This window comes from Caldimonas sp. (assembly GCF_046291045.1).
GTDB lineage: Bacteria > Pseudomonadota > Gammaproteobacteria > Burkholderiales > Burkholderiaceae_C > Caldimonas.
The window spans coordinates 17,414-34,465 of record NZ_JBKBSL010000008.1 but is presented as its reverse complement, the minus strand read 5'-3'; the positions used below and the strand labels follow the sequence as shown (position 1 = coordinate 34,465).

Genomic DNA, 17,052 nt, shown 5'->3' with positions numbered 1-17,052 from the left:
GCAGGAAGCTGCCTGCGGGCGACCAGGCCCTACATCTGTTCCCAGGGCAGGCCGTCGTGCCGCCAGCCGTTGAGCGTGCCGCGGTGCAACTGCTCGTCGAGGTCACCCTCGAAGCCGTGTCGCACGTTGACCACCTCGGTGAAGCCGGCGGCCTCCAGGGCTTGCGCGGCCTCGACGCTGCGATTGCCCGAGCGGCAGATCAGCACCACCGGGCGGTGCGGGCTGGCGGCCTCGCGCCGCATGCGCTCGACGAAGCGCGCCTCGTCGATCTCCATCTCGGGGTACTCGTACCAGGGGATGTGCACCGCGCCCGGCGGGTGGCCCACGTACAGGTACTCGATCTCCATGCGCACGTCCACGAAGAGGGCGTCGGGATGGGTCTGCAAGTAGGCCCAGGCCTGATGAGGGGTGAGGTCTTTCATGACGTCGGTGATCGGTCGTGGCGGCATTGTCCCGCAGCGTCCATGCCCGCCGGGGAACACCGGCCCGACGCCCATGCCTACAATGTGCCCATGGACGCCCGACCCTACACCCGCGCCGCCGCGCTGCCGGCCCTGATGCGCCAGCGCATCGTCATCCTCGACGGCGCAATGGGCACCATGATCCAGCGCTACAAGCTGGGCGAGGCCGACTACCGCGGCACACGCTTTGCCGATCACCCCCAGGACCTCAAGGGCAACAACGAGCTGTTGGTGTTCACGCGGCCCGATGTCATCACCGAGATCCACGAGGCCTATCTGGCCGCGGGTGCCGACATCATCGAGACCAACACCTTCGGAGCCACCTCGGTGGCCCAGGAGGACTATGGCCTGGCCGCCCTGGCGCGCGAGATGAACGTCGAGGCGGCTCGCCTGGCGCGCGCGGCCTGTGACAAGTACAGCACGCCGGACAAGCCGCGCTTCGTGGCCGGCGCCTTCGGCCCCACGCCGCGCACGGCCAGCATCAGCCCAGACGTCAACGACCCTGGGGCGCGCAACATCGACTTCGACACCCTGCGAGCGGCCTACTACGAGCAAGCCCAGGGCCTGCTCGAGGGCGGGGCAGACATCTTCCTCGTCGAAACCATCTTCGACACGCTCAACGCCAAGGCGGCGATCTTCGCGATCGACGAGCTGTTCGAAGTCACCGGCGAGCGCTTGCCGGTGATCATCTCGGGCACCGTCACCGATGCCTCGGGTCGCATCCTCTCGGGCCAGACGGTCAGCGCTTTCTGGCATTCGGTGCGTCACGCCCGGCCCATCGCGGTGGGCCTGAACTGCGCCCTCGGTGCGGCGCTGATGCGTCCCTATCTGGAAGAACTGGCCAAGGCTGCCGGCGATACCTTCATCTCCTGCTACCCCAACGCCGGCCTGCCCAATCCGATGAGCGAGACCGGCTTCGACGAGACACCGGAAGTCACCGGCGCGCTGATGGAAGACTTCGCCCGCGCCGGCTTGCTCAACATCGCTGGGGGCTGCTGCGGCACCACGCCCGAACACATCGCGGCGATCGCCCAACGGGTGGGCCGCTACCAGCCTCGTTGTCAAGCCCAGGGACTGTTCAGCGGCCTGGTGCCCCGGGCCGCCTGAGGTTGGCGCCGGACGGCGCTCAAGGCGCGGGCACGCTGATCAGCAGCTCCACCCGGCGGTTCAGGGCCCGGCCTTGCGGGGTGGCGTTGTCGGCCAGCGGCTCGGTCTTGCCGCGGCCTTCGGCCCGCAGCCGCTCGACGGCGATCCCGCGAGCCACCAGGTAGTCGCGCGTCGATTCCGCGCGTTCCTTCGACAGGCGGTTGTTCAGCGCCTCCGAGCCCCGGTTGTCGGTGTGTCCGAGGATGAGCACCCGGGCATCGGGGGCTTCGAGCAAGGCGGCGGCCACCAGGTCCAGCGTCTGACGAAAGCCCGCCGACACCGCGCTGCGTCCCGATTCGAAGGCATTGTCGCCGGTGGCGCGCACCAGCAGCCGGTTGTCCTCGGTGCGGCGCACGTCCACCTGGCCGGCCTGGGCTGCCCCCAGCAGGCGCTGGGCCAGGGCCTCCATCGAGGCCGTCCAGGCATGGCCGTCGATCACTGAGACGGCGGGCGCGGCCGGGGCGGGCGGTGGCGGTGGGGCCACCGAAGCGCTGGGCGGCGCCGGTGGCGGCTCGGTCGAGGGGGGGGTGGCGCATCCGCCGAGCAGGGCGATTGCGGCCACCCAGGGCCAGAGTCGATGGGGGCGCAGCATCATGTCAGTTCCTCCTGAGATCGGTTGTGTTGACGAACAAAAGCCCCGGCGCGGTGCCGGGGCGGGCTGGGAGAGGGGGCGGGCTCAGCGGGCCTGGGCGGTCTGCTCGCGCTCGGCCACGTAGATCTCCACGCGACGGTTCTTGGCGCGGCCCTCGGCCGTGTCGTTGCTGGCCACGGGCTCGCGGCTGCCGCGGCCGTCGATCGCGATGCGCGAGACGGCCACGCCACGGGCCACCAGGTAGTCGCGCGTGCTGGCGGCTCGCTCGATGGACAAGGGGTTGTTCACCGCATCGGAGCCGGTGCTGTCAGTGTGGCCCACGATGCGGATCTCGGTGGCCGGATGCTCGCGCATGCTCTGGGCGAATTTGTCGAGCACGCCGGCCAGTTGCGGCCGGATGGCCGATCGGCCCACGTCGAAGCCAGCGTCGGACGGAATCTGCACGCGGATCTGGTTGTCGGCGGTGCGCTCCACGCCGATGCCGGTGCCTGCGCTGGCTTGCTCCATCTTGGCGCGCTGCTCCTCCATGCGCTTGGACCAGATGTAGCCGCCCAAGGCGCCGACGGCCGCACCAGCGGCCGCGCCGGTGGCCGCGCTGCGGCCCTTGTTGCCCCCGGCGGTGGCCAGGCCGATCACCGCGCCGGCGGCCGCGCCAATGCCGGCGCCCTTGGCGGTGTTTTGCTGGGTTTCACTCATGTTGGCGCAGCCCGCGGCCGCCAAGGCCAGGGCGCACACAGCCACGACTTTGCGTTTCATGATCGTTCCTTACTGCGACAAAGGTTAAAGTACTGATTCGAGCCGATGTGTGGCCGGCTGGCAAGGCCAGGGCGTTGAAAAATGTAACGATGGCCCGGTCCGCCGACAGTGCATCCGCCGGCTCACCGATGTTTGGAGGGGCTTGGCGTAAAATGCGTTCCCTCCAAGGAGCGTTGCAGCACCGGCGCATCGGGCGTCGTGTGTCAGGCTTGGATTATTTTCGCAACGACGCTCACCCGCGCCACGGGTGAGCCGTGGCCCACTGTCGGACCGGCCATGACCTCTGCCCCCCTCACTGCTGCCCCCGTGGCCCCGATGCGACTGTCGGGGCTGGAACCCGTGCTGATCGGCGAAGGCACGCTGTTCGTCAACATCGGCGAGCGCACCAACGTCACCGGCTCCAAGGCGTTTGCGCGGATGATCCTCAACGGCCAGTTCGAGCAGGCCTTGGCGGTGGCGCGCCAGCAGGTCGAAAACGGCGCGCAGATCATCGACGTCAACATGGACGAGGCCATGCTCGACAGCAAGGCCGCGATGGTGCGTTTCTTGAACCTCATCGCCTCCGAGCCCGAGATCGCGCGCGTGCCGATCATGATCGACTCGTCCAAGTGGGAGGTGATCGAGGCCGGCCTGAAATGCATTCAGGGCAAGGGCATCGTCAACTCCATCTCGCTCAAAGAGGGTGAGGCGGAGTTCAAGCGGCAGGCCAAGCTGATCCAGCGCTACGGCGCGGCCACCGTGGTGATGGCCTTCGACGAGCAGGGGCAGGCCGACACCTTCCAGCGCAAGATCGAGATCTGCGAGCGGGCTTACCGCATCTTGGTCGACGAGGTGGGCTTTCCGCCCGAGGACATCATTTTCGACCCCAATATTTTCGCGATCGCCACCGGCATCGAGGAGCACAACAACTACGCCGTCGATTTCATCGAAGCCACCCGCTGGATCAAGCAGCACCTGCCTGGCGCCAAGGTCTCGGGCGGCGTGTCCAACGTGAGCTTCTCCTTCCGCGGCAACGAGCCGGTGCGCGAAGCCATCCACACCGTGTTCCTGTACCACGCCATCCGGGCCGGCATGGACATGGGCATCGTCAACGCGGGGATGATCGGTGTCTACGACGATCTCGAGCCCGAGCTGCGCGAGCGCGTGGAAGACGTGGTGCTCAACCGCCGCCCCGATGCCACCGAGCGGCTGCTCGAGATTGCCGAGCAGGTCAAGGGTTCGGCCAAGGACGACAGCGCCCGCCTGGCCTGGCGCGCGTTGCCGGTGGAAGAGCGCCTGTCGCATGCCCTGGTGCACGGCATCACCGACTTCATCGTCGAAGACACCGAGGAGATGTGGCAGAAAATCCGTGCCGGGGGAGGGCGACCGCTGCATGTGATCGAAGGCCCGCTGATGGCCGGCATGAACGTCGTGGGCGACCTCTTTGGGCAGGGCAAGATGTTCTTGCCTCAGGTGGTCAAGAGTGCGCGCGTGATGAAGCAGGCCGTGGCGCACCTCGTGCCCTACATCGAGGAGGAAAAGCGCCAGCTCGAGGCGGCCGGAGGCGACGTCAAGCCCAAGGGCAAGATCGTGATTGCCACCGTCAAGGGCGACGTGCACGACATCGGCAAGAACATCGTCGCCGTCGTCCTGCAGTGCAACAACTTCGAGGTGGTCAACATGGGGGTGATGGTGCCCTGCCAAGACATCCTCGCCCGCGCCAAGGTCGAAGGGGCGGACATCGTCGGCCTGTCGGGGCTCATCACGCCCAGCCTGGAAGAGATGCAGTACGTCGCCTCGGAGATGCAGCGTGACGAGTACTTCCGCCTGAAGAAGATCCCGCTGCTCATCGGCGGGGCTACCACCAGTCGCGTGCACACCGCCGTCAAGATCGCCCCGCACTACGAGGGCCCGGTGGTTTACGTGCCCGATGCCTCGCGCAGCGTGGGCGTGTGTTCGGACCTGCTGTCCGACGAGCGCGCGGCGAAGTACCTGGACGAGCTGCGCGCCGACTACGAGCGGGTGCGCCAGCAGCATGCCGGCAAGAAGCAGACCCCCTTGGTGAGCCTGGCCCAGGCTCGCGCCAACAAGACTCCCATCGACTGGGCCTCCTATGTGCCGCCCAAACCCAAGTTCCTCGGCCGACGTGTCTTTCGCAACTACGATCTTGCCGAGATCGCCCAGTGCATCGACTGGGGCCCGTTCTTCCAGACCTGGGATCTGGCCGGCCCCTTCCCGGCCATCCTCACCGACGAGGTCGTGGGCGAGTCGGCGCGGCGCGTCTACAGCGACGGCCAGCGCATGCTCAAGCGGCTGATCGAGGGCCGCTGGCTCACCGCGCACGCGGTGATCGGCCTGTACCCGGCCTGCCAGGTGAACCACGACGACATCGTGCTCTATGCCGACGAGGCGCGCACCCAGCCGCTGATGACCTGGCACGGCCTGCGCATGCAGACCGAGCGGCCGGTGGTCGACGGGGTGCGCCGTCCCAACCGCTGCCTGGCCGACTTCGTCTCGCCGCTCAACAACGACTACGTGGGCCTGTTCGCGGTGACGGCTGGCATCGGCGTCGAGAAGAAGGAGCAGTACTTCCTCGACGATCACGACGATTACTCGGCCATCATGCTCAAGGCCTTGGCCGACCGCCTGGCCGAGGCCCTGGCCGAGCGCATGCACCAGCGCGTGCGCACCGAGCTGTGGGGCTATGCCCCGGACGAGGCGCTGTCCAACGAGGAGCTGATCGCCGAGCGCTACCGCGGCATCCGCCCTGCGCCGGGCTATCCCGCCTGCCCCGACCACAGCGTCAAGCGCGAGATGTTCCGCGTGCTGGGCGCGCAAGACATCGGCATGGGCCTGACCGACAGCCTGGCCATGACCCCGGCGGCCAGCGTCAGCGGCTTTTACCTGGCCCATCCGCAGGCCGCTTACTTCAACGTCGGCCGCATCGGCCCCGACCAGATCGAGGATCTGGCTCGCCGCAGCGGCCGCGACCGCGCCGAGGTGGAGCGTCTGGCGGGGGCTTGGAGCTGATGCGGTTCAGGCGGTGGGGCGCCGCCCCTGCACGTGCGCGTCGATCAGGGCGCGCAGGTCTCGGCGCACCAGGTCGCCTTGCTCGTCGATCAGCGCCACGCGCAGCAGCCCGATGAGGAAATACATCGATTCCATCGCGGCCAGCCTGGGCTCCAGCCCGGCGCGCAATTGGCCGGCGCGCTCGGCGTCTCGGTAGACACGCTGCAGCTTATCTCGGAACTCTCGCAGCTCGGCCCGGTGTTGGTCCAGCCCGTGGCCCATCGGGCCGACGAGCTCGCACTTGTAGTTCAGGATTTCCACTGTCTGGCGCAGCGGTGAGGCCTGCAGCACGGCTTCGGCCAGTTCGACCATGAAGTTGCGCAGCCGCTGCAGAGGGTCGGTCGCCTTGTCCTGCAGCAAGGTGAAATCGGTGCGGTCGATCAGCGGCAACTCGACTTCGTCGCACATGGCCTTGAACAGCTCTTCCTTGTTGGCGAAGTGCCAGTAGATGGCCCCGCGCGTGACCCCGGCCTCCTGCGCGATGTGCTCCAGGCTGGTGGCCGAGACGCCGCGGGCATGGAAGCAGCGGCGCGCGGCCGCCAGGATCAGGCAGCGGGTCTGTTCGGCTTCTTCTTTGGTGCGTCGAACCATGACAAGCATACATTCAAGAATGTATGTATGATAGCGCCGCATTCCAGCGTTCAACCCCGGGTTGACGAGGAGAGGCATGCTTTCCGTGCGATTGTCCTCGTCGATCTCTCGTGTCCGGACGGGAGCCCTCAAGAGGGGCGCCCCGCCCTTTTCGTTGCGAGCCCCGACATGCGAGCTTCCCTTCAGGCGATTTCGTCCGCTTCCTCCCATCCGACCGGTACCGGTGCGGCCGAAGCCGGCCCCGCGCTCTGGCGGCGTGCCGCGCTGGCTGCCCTGCTCGGCGCAGGGGGGCTGGTCCTGGCGGCCTGCGGCCCTGCGCAAACGGCCCCCGGGCCGGACCACGCCATGCCGGCGCTGCCGGTGCAGGTTCGGCACATGCAAGAGCAAGTGCTGCCGATCACGCTGGAGGCTGTGGGCCAGGCCGAGGGCTCCAAGCAGGTCGAGGTGCGCGCGCGTGTGACTGGCCTGATCGAGCGCCAGCGCTATCAGGAAGGTGAGCCGGTGCGCGCGGGCGCTGCGCTGTACCAGATCGAGCGAGCTCCCTTCGAGATTGCGCTGCAGCAGGCGCGGGCCCAGTTGGCCCAGCAACAGGCCCAACTCGAGCAGGCCCGTCGCGAGCACGAGCGGCTGCGTCCGCTGGCCGAGGCCCAGGCCATCAGCCGGCGTGAGGCCGACAACGCCCAGTCGGCGCTGCAGCTCGCGCAGGCCGCCGTGGCCCTGGCCCAGGCTCAGGTGCGCGAAGCCGAGCTGAACCTGTCGTACACCACGGTGACGGCGCCTATTTCGGGCATCAGCGGGCGTTCGCTGAAGTCCGAAGGGGCGCTGGTCAACCCCGGCACTGACAGCTTGCTGACCACGGTGACCCAGACGGATCCGATCTGGGTGCGCTTTGCGTTGTCCGAATCGGAGCTGGCCCGCCTGCGGGCCGCTGGCGGCACGCAGGTGCGGCTGCTGAGCGCCGAAGGGGAGCCGCTGCTGGATCAGGGCAAGCTGAACTTCTCCGGCTCCACCGTGGACCCGGCCCTGGGCACGGTGCCCTTGCGTGCCGAGTTTGCCAACCCGCGGCTGCGCGTGCTGCCCGGGCAGTTCGTCAAGGCCCAGGTGGTGGCGGGGCAGGCCCGGGCCTTCCTGGTGCCCCAGGCCGCCGTGATGCAAAACGAGCAGGGCCGCATGGTCTGGGTGGTTCGCGACGGTCAGGCCCAGCCCGCTCCCATCCAGACGGCCGGCTGGTCGGGCAGCGACTGGGTGGTGACCGCGGGACTGAAGGCGGGCGATCAGGTCATCGTCGACAACCTGATGAAGCTGCGGCCAGGTGCGCCGGTGACGCCTCAGGCGCCGGCTGCCTCCGCTGCGGCCGCTTCGGCGCCGGCCTCGGGCAACTGAAGGAGTCCGCATGAACTCCCGCTTCTTCATCGAACGGCCGATCTTCGCGGCCGTGCTGTCCATCATCATCGTGCTGGCCGGGCTGGTCTCGATGCGCTCGCTGCCGATCGCGCAGTACCCCGAGATCGCCCCACCCACGGTGACCATCACCGCGTCCTACCCGGGCGCCTCGGCCGAGACCTTGGCCACCACGGTGGCCGCGCCGATCGAGGAACAGCTCTCGGGCATCGAGGGGCTGCAGTACTTCAACTCCAGCGCGTCATCCAACGGCACCGTGGAGATCACGGCCACCTTCGAGGTGGGCACCGACATCGACAAGGCCACCTTCAATGTCAACAACCGCGTGCAGCTCGCCTCGCCGCGGCTGCCCGACGAGGTGCGTCGCAACGGTGTGGTGGTGGCCAAGCGCTCGAACAACTTCCTGTTGGTCATCGCGCTGAACTCGCCCAATCGGACCTACGACGAGCTCTTCCTGTCGAACTACGCCACGCTCAACATCCTCGACGAGCTCAAGCGCATTCCCGGCGCGGCCGATGTGCTGGTGTTCGGCGCGCGCGACTATTCGATGCGGGTGTGGCTCAACCCCGACCGCATGGCGCAACTGGGCGTGACGCCGGCCGACGTGGCCGCGGCCATCGGCGCTCAGAATGCGCAGTACGCGGCTGGCAAGATCGGCGCCGAGCCCGCGCCGCCGGGCCAGGAGATCGGCTACACGGTCACGGCGCGCGGCCGCTTGCTGCGCGCCGAGGAGTTTGGCGAGATCATCCTGCGCTCGGGCGGCCCCGGAGGTGTGCTGCGCCTGAAGGACGTGGCCCGTGTGGAGCTAGGGGCACAGAGCTACGACCAGTCCAGCAGCGTCAACGGCATGCCCTCGATCGCCATCGGCGTGTTCCTGCAGTCGGGTGCGAATGCGCTGGACGTGGGCGACGCGGTCAAGGCCAAGCTCGCCGAGCTGAAGAAAGAACGCTTTCCCGAGGATGTGGATTACCTGATCCCGTACGACACCACGCTGTTCGTGTCGGCGTCGATCAGCGAGGTGGCCAAAACGGTGATCGAGGCCGCGCTGATCGTGCTGGTGGTGGTGTTCGTCTTCTTGCAGACCTGGCGCGCCACGCTCATCCCGATGCTGGCGGTGCCGGTGTCGCTGATCGGCACCTTCGCCGGCCTGTGGCTGCTGGGCTTTTCGATCAACACGCTCACGCTGTTTGCGATGGTGCTGGCCATCGGCATCGTGGTGGACGATGCGATCATCGTGATCGAAAACGTCGAGCGCCTGATGCGCGAGGAGCGCATGAGCCCGCTGGCGGCCTCCATCGAGGCCATGCGGGAGGTCTCGGGCGCGGTGGTGGGCATCGTGCTGGTGCTGTGCGCGGTGTTCATCCCGGTGGCGTTCATGGGCGGCATCGCGGGGCAGCTCTATCGCCAGTTTGCGGTGACGGTGGCCATCTCGGTGGTGCTGTCCGGTGTGGTGGCGCTCACACTCACACCGGCGCTGTGCGCCTTGCTGCTCAAGCCCCACGAGCATGACGGCCCCACGCGCAGCGAGCGCTTCTTTGCGCCCTTCAACCGGGGCTTCAACTGGCTGACGACCCGTTTCCTGGGTGGTGTGGACCTGGCGCTCAAGCGCCGCATGGCTGCGCTCGTCGCCTTCGTGCTCATGATCGGCGGGGCGCTGTGGCTGCTGGTCACCGTGCCCGGCAGCTTCGTGCCCGACGAAGACCAAGGCTACATCATCGCCTCGGCCGTGCTGCCCGATGGCGCTACACTCGCACGCACCGAGCGCACCACCGAAACGCTGCGCCAGATGAACGCCGACAACCCGGCCATCCACAGCTTCTTCGCGATCAACGGCTTCGACTTCATCGGCGGTGGGGCCAAGGCCAACGCGGCCACCATCTTCATCCCGATGAAGCCCTGGGAGGAGCGCCAGCAAAGCTCCCAGGCGCTGGCCCAGGCCGTCTCCGGCATGGGCATGGCGCTTCCCGACGGCATCGCTTTCGCCTTCAATCCCCCGGCCATTTTGGGTTTGGGCCAGGCTGGCGGCTTCGAGGTCTTTGTGCAAGGTCGCACCGAGCCCGATCCGATGAAGCTCGCGCAGGTCACGCAGGACTTCATCGCCGCGCTGGGCCGGCATCCGGCGCTCACGGGCCTGAACACCTTCTACCGGCCCACGGTGCCGCAACTGCGGGTGGAGGTCGATCGTGAGAAGGCCTTGGCCCTGGGCGTGCCGGTCAACGAGGTGTTCGCGGCCTTGCAGGCTCAGATGGGCTCGCTTTATGTGAACGACTTCAACCGCCAGGGGCGCACCTACCGCGTCACCTTGCAGGCCGATGCCGCCTACCGTGCCAAGCCCGAGGATCTGGGTCGCCTGTACGTGCGTTCGCAAACCAGCGGGCAGATGATCCCGCTCAAAGCGCTGATCCGCGTGGATGACATCGTCGGTCCCGAACAGGTGGAGCGCTACAACGGCTACATCGCGGCCAAGATCTTTGGCAATGCCGCACCGGGCTACAGCTCGGGCGAGGCCATCGCCGCGGTCGAGCAGGTGGCGCGCGAAACCTTGCCGCCCGGCTACGGCATCGAGTGGACGGGCCAGGCCTTCCAGGAAAAGCGCACCGGCAATGCCTCGGTGTTCGCCTTCGGCTTTGCGCTGATCATGGTTTACCTGATCCTGGCGGCGCTGTACGAGCGCTGGGGGGTGCCGATGGCGGTGCTGTTGGCCGTGCCGTTCGCCGTGACCGGCGCTTTGCTGCTGGTGTTTTTGCGCGGCATGCAAAACGACATCTACTTCCAGATCGGCCTGGTGGTGCTGATCGGCCTGGCCGCGAAGAACGCCATCTTGATCGCCGAGTTCGCGATGCAAGGCATGGAGCGCGGCCTGTCGGCGGTGGCAGCCGCCCGCGAGGCGGCGCGGCTGCGCTTTCGCCCGATCGTGATGACCTCGCTGGCCTTTGGCCTGGGGGTGGTGCCGCTGATGATGGCCACCGGCGCTGGTGCGGCCGCGCGTCAGTCGATGGGCACGGGGGTGTTCGGCGGCATGCTGGTGGCCACCTTCGTCGCGCCCATCTTCATCCCACTGTTCTTCACCTTGTTGGCCCGCAAGCCGCGGCCCCAGCACAGCCATGCCCCCGGCTCGACTGAGGAGGTGCCGGTATGACCGACCTGAACCCGTCCCAGCTCTTGCGGCTGCTGCCGCTGTGGGGTGCGGCCCTGCTCGGTGCCTGCGCGGCGGTGGGCCCCGACCACGAGCGCCCCGCGGTGAACCTGCCCACACAGTACGCCGTGCCGATGCCGACGACTTCGGCGCCGGAGGTTTCGGCGACGTGGTGGACGCTGTTCGGCGATGCCACGCTCGACGGCCTGGTGGAGGCGGCGCGCCGCAACAACACCGACCTGCAGGCGGCCGTGGCGCGTGTCGAGCAGGCCGAGGCCTTGCTGCGTGAGGCCGACGCGCTGCGCTGGCCGTCCGTGGGCGTGAGCGGCACCGCTTCGCGCCAACGCACGAGCGACCTCTCGGCCGCCGGCAACGGCGCCACCTTCAACACCTTCCAGCTGGCCGCCACCACCGGTTTCGAGATCGACTTCTGGGGGCGGTTGCGGCGGGCCTCGGAGGCCGCCCGAGCGCAGGCCCTGGCCACCGACCATGCCCGCGAGGTGGTGTGGCAGACGGTGAGTGGTCTGGTCGCGCAGGGCTACTTCAGCCTGCGCATGCTCGACGAGCAGATCGCCCTGAGCCGCGACACCCTGGCGTCGCGCGAGGAGGGTCTGCGCCTGCTGCGCCTGCGCCTGCAGGGTGGCGCGGCCGGGCGCCTGGAGGTGGACCAGGCCGAGGCCGAACGCGCGCAAGCAGCGCTGCAATTGCGCGAGTTGCAGCGCCAGCGCGAGCTGGCACGCTCGCAACTGGCGCTGCTGACCGGTCAGCCGGACCTGAACCTCGCGCCCGGGGCGGTGCGCAATCTGCCTGTGCCGCCGCCTCCGCCGGCGGGGCTACCCTCGGCCTTGTTGGAGCGCCGCCCCGATGTGCGCCAGGCCGAGGCGCTGCTGGCTGCGGCCAATGCCCAGATCGGCGTGGCCCGGGCGGCGATGTACCCCAGCATCTCGCTCACCGGCGCCTTTGGCGGCCAAAGTGCCGAGCTGTCCGATCTGCTCAAGGGCGGCGCGCGCGCGTGGTCGCTGGGCTTGGGCCTGGATCTGCCGATCTTCGATGCCGGACGGCGCCGTGCGCAGACGGCCCGGGCCGAAGCCCGCCAGCGCGAGGCCTTGGCGGCCTACCAAGGGGCGGTGCAATCTGCCTTCCGCGACGTGGGCGATGCCCTGACCAACCTCGAAGCCGCCCGGGCCGCGCAGGCCGACGTGGAGATCGCCGCGCAGGCCAGCGAAAGGGCGCTGCAGACTGCTCAGCAGCGATACGAGGCCGGCTACTCGGCCTATCTGGAGCTGCTCGATGCCCAGCGCAGCGCCAATGCCACCCGGCTGCAGGTGGTCGAGAACCGCCGCGCCCAATTGGCCGCCACCGTGGACCTGTTCAAGGCCCTGGGCGGCGGCTGGACACCGCCGCAGCTCCCGCAGGCGGCGGGGTTCTGAGGGCGGCGCGGATCAGGGGCGTCGCCGGTCGCGGCCGCTGGCGGCGTAGTAGGCGCGCTTGGCCTCGTACATCCGTTGGTCGGCCTGGTGCACAGCCGCTTCGAGGCGCTGGCCGGCCGGGCAGGTGGCCACGCCGATCGAAAAGCTGAGGGCGGCACCGGGGTAGAACTGGTTGTTCAGCTCCAACAGCGAGTGGATGCGCTCGACGACCTGCTCGCCGCCGCGCTCGTCGGTGCCGGGCAGCAGCACGGCGAATTCGTCGCCGCCAATGCGCGCTGCGCTGGCGGGTTTGTCCACCGCCTTGGCCAGCACCTCGCCGGCACGGCGCAGCAGCTCGTCGCCGCCGGCATGGCCTTGCTGGTCGTTGACGGCTTTCAGGCCGTTGAGGTCGGCCATCACCACGGTCACCGGCCACGGGCCCTTGCGCTCCAGCCGGTTGAGCTCGTCGACGAAGTAAGAGCGGTTGCGCAGCTTGGTCAGTACATCGTGCTTGCCCAGGTACTCGAGGTAGGCCTCGGCTTTCTTGCGCGCGGTGATGTCGGTGAGCGAGACCAGCACCAGGCTCCAGTCGGCCTCGTGTCCGGGCAGCACCGAGAACTGCATGTACACGTTCACCGGCTCGCCGTCGAGCGCGTAGTTGATGGTCTCGCGCTGCTGGAAGAGCTTGCCCTCCCACAGCTCGATGAGCTGCTCGGCGAAGTGCTCGCGCATGTCATCGCGGAAGATCTCGTGCAGGCGGCGCATCAGCGTGGACTTGTCGGACGCGCCGAACATCGTGAGCGTCTGACGGTTGACGTCGATGACGCGGATTTCCTGCATGCAGCGCTCGACGAACTCGGGGTGCACGTCGATGAAGGTGCGCAGGTCGCGGATGCCCTGGACGCGCGCACCGTCGAGCAGGAACTTCACGTTGCTGAAGTCTTCGACCCACAGCGACACCGGCGAGTGCTCGAACAGGCCCACGGCGTACTGCTCACTGCGCTTGAGGGCCCGCTCGGCGCGGCTGCGCTCGGTCATGTCCTCGATGGCCACGAGCACGCGCTCCCAGGTCTGCTCGTGACCGGGCAGCACGGTGGCGCGCAGCCAGATGTCCAGCCGCCGGCCGGTCAGGCTGTAGTTGACGGTGGGGCCGCCAAAGCCGCCCCGGCCTTCCCACAGCGCCTGCAGCTCCTCGACGTGCTGGTCGAACATGTCGTCGCGGAACACATGGCCGAGATTGGCGGCCAGTTGGTCCTGGCTGTCGGCCTCGAAGAGCTCCAGTGTGCGCCGGTTCACGCGCAGCAGGCGGATGCGGCCCGAGCATTCGACCACGCGGCTGCGGTCGGCGCGCAGGTGCGAGCGCAGGTCGTGCACGCCCTCGCTGCGCTATTGCGCGAACAGGGCGCGCACGCCGCTGTAGTCCTCCAGCCACAGCGAGACGGGGGCCAGGTCGAACATGTCGGCGTAGGCCTGGGCTTCCAAGGCGTCTTTGTGTGTCATGGGGCCTTGCCTCGCATCAGGGCTTCGATCTCGTCGGGGTGCACGGGGGCGTCGCGGGTGAGCAGCTCGCAGCCCGTGGGGGTGATGACGGCATCATCCTCGATGCGGATGCCGATGTGCCAGTAGCGTTCGGGCACGCCCTCGGCCGGGCGCACGTACAGGCCGGGCTCGACCGTGGTCACCATCCCGGGGCGCAGGACGCGCGAGGGCTTTCTCACCACCCACCCGCCCGCCCCGTCGGGCTGCTCGATGGGGGGCTCGTCTTCCTGCAGATAGCTGCCCACGTCGTGCACGTCGCGGCCCAGCCAGTGGCCGGTGCCGTGCATGTAGTAGGGACGGTAGGCGGCCGTGCCGATCACTTCGTCCACGTCGCCGTGGCGGTTGCGGTCGAGCAGCCCGGTGTCCAGCATCCCTTGGCACAGCACGCGCAGGGCGGCGTCATGGGCCTCGCGCAGGCGCCCCCCCGGCCGCAGGGCACCGATCGCGGCGGCCTGAGCCGCCAGCACGATCTCGTAGAGCTCGCGCTGCGGCGCACTGAAGCGGCCACCAACAGGGAAGGTGCGGGTGAGGTCGCCGGCATAACCGAGGTATTCGCAGCCGGCGTCGACGAGGCACAGCTCGCCCGGCTTGAGCGGCGCATCGCCGGCCGGATGGTGCAGCACGCAGGCGTTGGCGCCGGCGGCCACGATGCTCGGGTAGGCGGGGCCGGCGGCGCCCTGGCGCCGGAACTCATGCAGCAGTTCGGCTTCGAGGTGGTACTCGCGGCGTCCGTCCAGGCGGCCTTCGCGCGCCCACTGTGCGCAGCGCTCCATCACGCGCACATGCGCCAGCGCCGAAATCGTGCCCGCCCGGCGCATCAACTGCAGTTCGTGCGCGTCCTTGACCAAGCGCATCTCGTCGAGCAGCGCCGACAGGTCGCGGCACTGTGTGGGGCAAGTCACGCCCTGGCGCTCGCGAGCGCGCACCACGTCCAGCCAGCGTTCCACCCGGGCGGCCAGGCCTTCGTGCACCCCGAAGGGAAACCACAGGATGGCGTGACCCCCGATCAGCCCGGGCATCAGGTGGTCGATCTCCTCGACGCTGAGCGCCTCGTCCACACCCAATGCAGCCGGGGCGGCCTCGGGGCCGAGCCGGTGGCCGTCCCACACCTCGCGCTCGGGGTGGCGGGGCCGGCACAGCAGCGTGCTGCGCCCGCTGCTGTCGAGCACCAGCCAGGCCTCGGGTTCGTCGAAGCCGGTGAGGTAGTGGAAGTGGCTGTCGGGCCGGTAGGGGTGGTGGGTGTCGCGGTTGCGCACACGCTCCGGGGCGGTGGGCAGCACGGCCACGCCGCCGCCGGCGGCACGCAGCGCCTCGGCCAGCCGCGCACGGCGCTGGCGGGGGGCCTCCGGGTCGGCGGTCAGGGGGGGGAGCAGGCTCATCGATACAGTCTAGACTGTGTCGATGCGGCGGTGTCACGCCGGGGCAAGGCCGACGGGCGCCGGCGCGGTCATCAGGATCTTCAATGTTCAGATAGACCGGGCGGCAGTCCTCGTCCAGGGGGGCGTGCCGGCGGCCGCGGTCAATGCGGAACCTCGGCCTTGGGGTCGCGTGCGCGCCGCAGCGCGATCAGCTTGCGGCGCAGCTCCCGCTCCACCGGGTCTTTGGGCTCGCGGCGGGCCCGTTCGCGCCGCCGCTCGTTGGCGCGGCGCTCGCGCAGTTCGCGCACCTGCTGCATCTGCAGGCGGATGAAGTTGGCCACGTCCTCCACGCGACCCAGGCTGCCCAGCGTGGCCGTGCGCGGCAGCTTGACGGCTTTGCCGTCGGCCAAGGTGAGGGCGATGTAGCAGGTGCCCAGCGGGCCCAGCAGGCTCTTCTCCACCACGTGCACCTCGGCCACATGGGAAACCGGCACCTGGCGGGTGGAATGCCGCCAGCCGCGCCGCCAGCTCACGTACTTGACGCTGGCGGCAACGCGCTCCCAGGTCCACCAGTCCCAGCCCAGGGCGGCCAGCCAGGCGAGCACCGCCGGCGCCCACAGCCAGGGCAGGTCGAGCGACCACGCCGCGGCGCACAAGCTGCCCGCCGCAACCAGCCCCGCCCAGACGATCGCCAGATCCCGTTCGGGGGTGAGCAGTGAGCGTTCGTAGACGAAGGAGTCCAGCGCGTCGCCCGACAGCGGCGCGGCCGCCAGCTGCACCCCGCGCAGGGCTTTGACCACACCCACCTCCAGCACGGCCCCGACCGCCACGGCGGCGAGGGCCCCGACGAGCAGCTGCGTCATGTTGCGTCCTCCTGGGCAGCCATCCTCCCGGTCGAAGGGGGGGATGACAATGCCTCCCATTGTGCGGGCGTCCCGACGTTTTCCCAGGGCCCCGTATACATCTCGACACTGATTTGGCGCCGGTGCATCGCTTCGTGCAAGAGGGGGCCCAGGGCGGCACGTCGGCCCACCGGCAGGTGGCGGCACAGCCCGGCGCGCATCAGCGCCAGGTTGGCGTAGGTGTGCCGCGGCACCGTCTCGGGCGGATCGCTCAGACCCAGGCCGTCCGGGCCGATGCCGAAGTCGCCCCGGGGGTGGTAGGGCGGGTTGGGCACCAGCCACAGATGGGCCAGGCGCGAGCCTGCGGCAAAGGCCCGCGCCCGCGCGGCGTCGAAGCGGAAGCCCGGGGCGAAGATGTCGCCGGAGACCACCCAGAAGCACTCGCCCAGCCAGGGCAGGGCCTTGGCGATACCGCCGGCGGTCTCCAGCGCGCCGCCGTGGTCGCGGCCTTCCATCGAATAGCGGATGCTCAGCCCGAAGCGCGAGCCGTCGCCCAGCGTGGCGGGGAACTGCTCCTCCAGCCAGGCGGTGTTGATGACCACCTCGCGTACGCCGTCGCGCGCCAGCGCCTCCAGGTGCCATTCGATCAGCGGCCGGCCGCGCACCGGCAGCAGGGGCTTGGGAGTGCGGTCGGTCAGCGGGCGCATGCGCTCACCGCGGCCGGCCGCCAGGATCAGGGCTTTCAGGTTGTCCATGCGCACCAAGGGGCTTCG

Annotated in this window: 12 protein-coding genes, 1 pseudogene and 1 riboswitch; of the genes and pseudogenes, 5 read left to right on the top strand and 8 right to left on the bottom strand. The window is 69.1% G+C overall.

The annotated features are described in order from the left end of the window. Nucleotides 1-29 precede the first annotated feature (29 nt). Nucleotides 30-422, bottom strand: a complete 393-nt coding sequence (locus ACK4ZD_RS04390; RefSeq protein ID WP_409659170.1) for a rhodanese-like domain-containing protein — start codon at nt 420-422, stop codon at nt 30-32. A 90-nt stretch (nt 423-512) separates the two neighbouring features. Between ACK4ZD_RS04390 and ACK4ZD_RS04385 the strand changes: the two genes are divergently transcribed. Beyond that, nucleotides 513-1,568, top strand: coding sequence for a homocysteine S-methyltransferase family protein (locus ACK4ZD_RS04385; RefSeq protein WP_409659168.1), 1,056 nt, complete (start codon nt 513-515; stop codon nt 1,566-1,568). Nucleotides 1,569-1,587: 19 nt separating this feature from the next. Here the strand turns inward: ACK4ZD_RS04385 and ACK4ZD_RS04380 are convergent, their stop codons facing one another. Beyond that, nucleotides 1,588-2,202 (bottom strand): OmpA family protein, encoded by a 615-nt coding sequence (locus ACK4ZD_RS04380; protein ID WP_409659166.1) that lies wholly within the window; start codon nt 2,200-2,202, stop codon nt 1,588-1,590. A gap of 81 nt (nt 2,203-2,283) precedes the next feature. After that, entirely contained in the window at nt 2,284-2,955 is a 672-nt protein-coding gene (locus ACK4ZD_RS04375) for an OmpA family protein (protein WP_409659164.1), read from the bottom strand. Between the two features lie 159 nt (nt 2,956-3,114). Continuing rightward, nucleotides 3,115-3,196: riboswitch (S-adenosyl-L-homocysteine riboswitch) on the top strand. A 35-nt stretch (nt 3,197-3,231) separates the two neighbouring features. Here ACK4ZD_RS04375 and metH point away from each other — a divergent pair. After that, a complete protein-coding gene (gene metH / locus ACK4ZD_RS04370) occupies nt 3,232-5,964 on the top strand; it encodes a methionine synthase (protein WP_409659162.1) in 2,733 nt (910 codons plus the stop codon). A gap of 6 nt (nt 5,965-5,970) precedes the next feature. Here metH and ACK4ZD_RS04365 read toward each other — a convergent pair whose 3' ends face one another. Next, on the bottom strand, nt 5,971-6,594 hold the full coding sequence (locus tag ACK4ZD_RS04365; protein ID WP_409659160.1) for a TetR family transcriptional regulator: 624 nt from the start codon (nt 6,592-6,594) through the stop codon (nt 5,971-5,973). A 168-nt stretch (nt 6,595-6,762) separates the two neighbouring features. On the opposite strand from ACK4ZD_RS04365, the gene ACK4ZD_RS04360 reads away from it, so the two are divergent. Genes ACK4ZD_RS04360 through ACK4ZD_RS04350 form a run of 3 tightly spaced genes read left to right on the top strand, consistent with a single transcriptional unit; the run spans nt 6,763 to nt 12,561 of the window. After that, nucleotides 6,763-7,977 carry an efflux RND transporter periplasmic adaptor subunit gene (locus ACK4ZD_RS04360; RefSeq protein WP_409659158.1) on the top strand — a complete coding sequence of 405 codons (1,215 nt, stop codon included), beginning with the start codon at nt 6,763-6,765 and terminating at the stop codon, nt 7,975-7,977. A gap of 10 nt (nt 7,978-7,987) precedes the next feature. After that, nucleotides 7,988-11,134, top strand: a complete 3,147-nt coding sequence (locus tag ACK4ZD_RS04355; RefSeq protein WP_409659156.1) for an efflux RND transporter permease subunit — start codon at nt 7,988-7,990, stop codon at nt 11,132-11,134. Beyond that, nucleotides 11,131-12,561 carry an efflux transporter outer membrane subunit gene (locus ACK4ZD_RS04350; protein ID WP_409659154.1) on the top strand — a complete coding sequence of 477 codons (1,431 nt, stop codon included), beginning with the start codon at nt 11,131-11,133 and terminating at the stop codon, nt 12,559-12,561. The genes ACK4ZD_RS04355 and ACK4ZD_RS04350 overlap by 4 nt, the downstream gene beginning before the upstream one ends. Before the next feature lie 12 nt (nt 12,562-12,573). On the opposite strand, the pseudogene ACK4ZD_RS04345 reads toward ACK4ZD_RS04350, so the two are convergent. The 4 genes and pseudogenes from ACK4ZD_RS04345 to murU all read right to left on the bottom strand — a co-directional run bounded on the left by ACK4ZD_RS04345 (nt 12,574) and on the right by murU (nt 17,034). Further along, nucleotides 12,574-14,040: pseudogene (locus ACK4ZD_RS04345) on the bottom strand (diguanylate cyclase domain-containing protein). After that, entirely contained in the window at nt 14,037-15,458 is a 1,422-nt protein-coding gene (locus ACK4ZD_RS04340; protein ID WP_409659152.1) for an aminopeptidase P N-terminal domain-containing protein, read from the bottom strand. The pseudogene ACK4ZD_RS04345 and the gene ACK4ZD_RS04340 overlap by 4 nt, the downstream one beginning before the upstream one ends. Before the next feature lie 140 nt (nt 15,459-15,598). Beyond that, on the bottom strand, nt 15,599-16,300 hold the full coding sequence (locus ACK4ZD_RS04335) for a hypothetical protein (protein WP_409659150.1): 702 nt from the start codon (nt 16,298-16,300) through the stop codon (nt 15,599-15,601). Further along, a complete protein-coding gene (murU, locus tag ACK4ZD_RS04330; protein WP_409659148.1) occupies nt 16,297-17,034 on the bottom strand; it encodes an N-acetylmuramate alpha-1-phosphate uridylyltransferase MurU in 738 nt (245 codons plus the stop codon). Before murU ends, ACK4ZD_RS04335 begins: the two co-directional genes overlap by 4 nt. Between the last annotated feature and the right edge of the window lie 18 nt (nt 17,035-17,052).

Coding starts and splice junctions, on each gene's coding strand:
- ACK4ZD_RS04390 (WP_409659170.1), bottom strand. CDS start 422: ATGAAAGACCTCACCCCTCATCAGGCCTGGGCCTACTTGCAGACCCAT.
- ACK4ZD_RS04385 (WP_409659168.1), top strand. CDS start 513: ATGGACGCCCGACCCTACACCCGCGCCGCCGCGCTGCCGGCCCTGATG.
- ACK4ZD_RS04380 (WP_409659166.1), bottom strand. CDS start 2,202: ATGATGCTGCGCCCCCATCGACTCTGGCCCTGGGTGGCCGCAATCGCC.
- ACK4ZD_RS04375 (WP_409659164.1), bottom strand. CDS start 2,955: ATGAAACGCAAAGTCGTGGCTGTGTGCGCCCTGGCCTTGGCGGCCGCG.
- metH (WP_409659162.1), top strand. CDS start 3,232: ATGACCTCTGCCCCCCTCACTGCTGCCCCCGTGGCCCCGATGCGACTG.
- ACK4ZD_RS04365 (WP_409659160.1), bottom strand. CDS start 6,594: ATGGTTCGACGCACCAAAGAAGAAGCCGAACAGACCCGCTGCCTGATC.
- ACK4ZD_RS04360 (WP_409659158.1), top strand. CDS start 6,763: ATGCGAGCTTCCCTTCAGGCGATTTCGTCCGCTTCCTCCCATCCGACC.
- ACK4ZD_RS04355 (WP_409659156.1), top strand. CDS start 7,988: ATGAACTCCCGCTTCTTCATCGAACGGCCGATCTTCGCGGCCGTGCTG.
- ACK4ZD_RS04350 (WP_409659154.1), top strand. CDS start 11,131: ATGACCGACCTGAACCCGTCCCAGCTCTTGCGGCTGCTGCCGCTGTGG.
- ACK4ZD_RS04340 (WP_409659152.1), bottom strand. CDS start 15,458: ATGAGCCTGCTCCCCCCCCTGACCGCCGACCCGGAGGCCCCCCGCCAG.
- ACK4ZD_RS04335 (WP_409659150.1), bottom strand. CDS start 16,300: ATGACGCAGCTGCTCGTCGGGGCCCTCGCCGCCGTGGCGGTCGGGGCC.
- murU (WP_409659148.1), bottom strand. CDS start 17,034: ATGGACAACCTGAAAGCCCTGATCCTGGCGGCCGGCCGCGGTGAGCGC.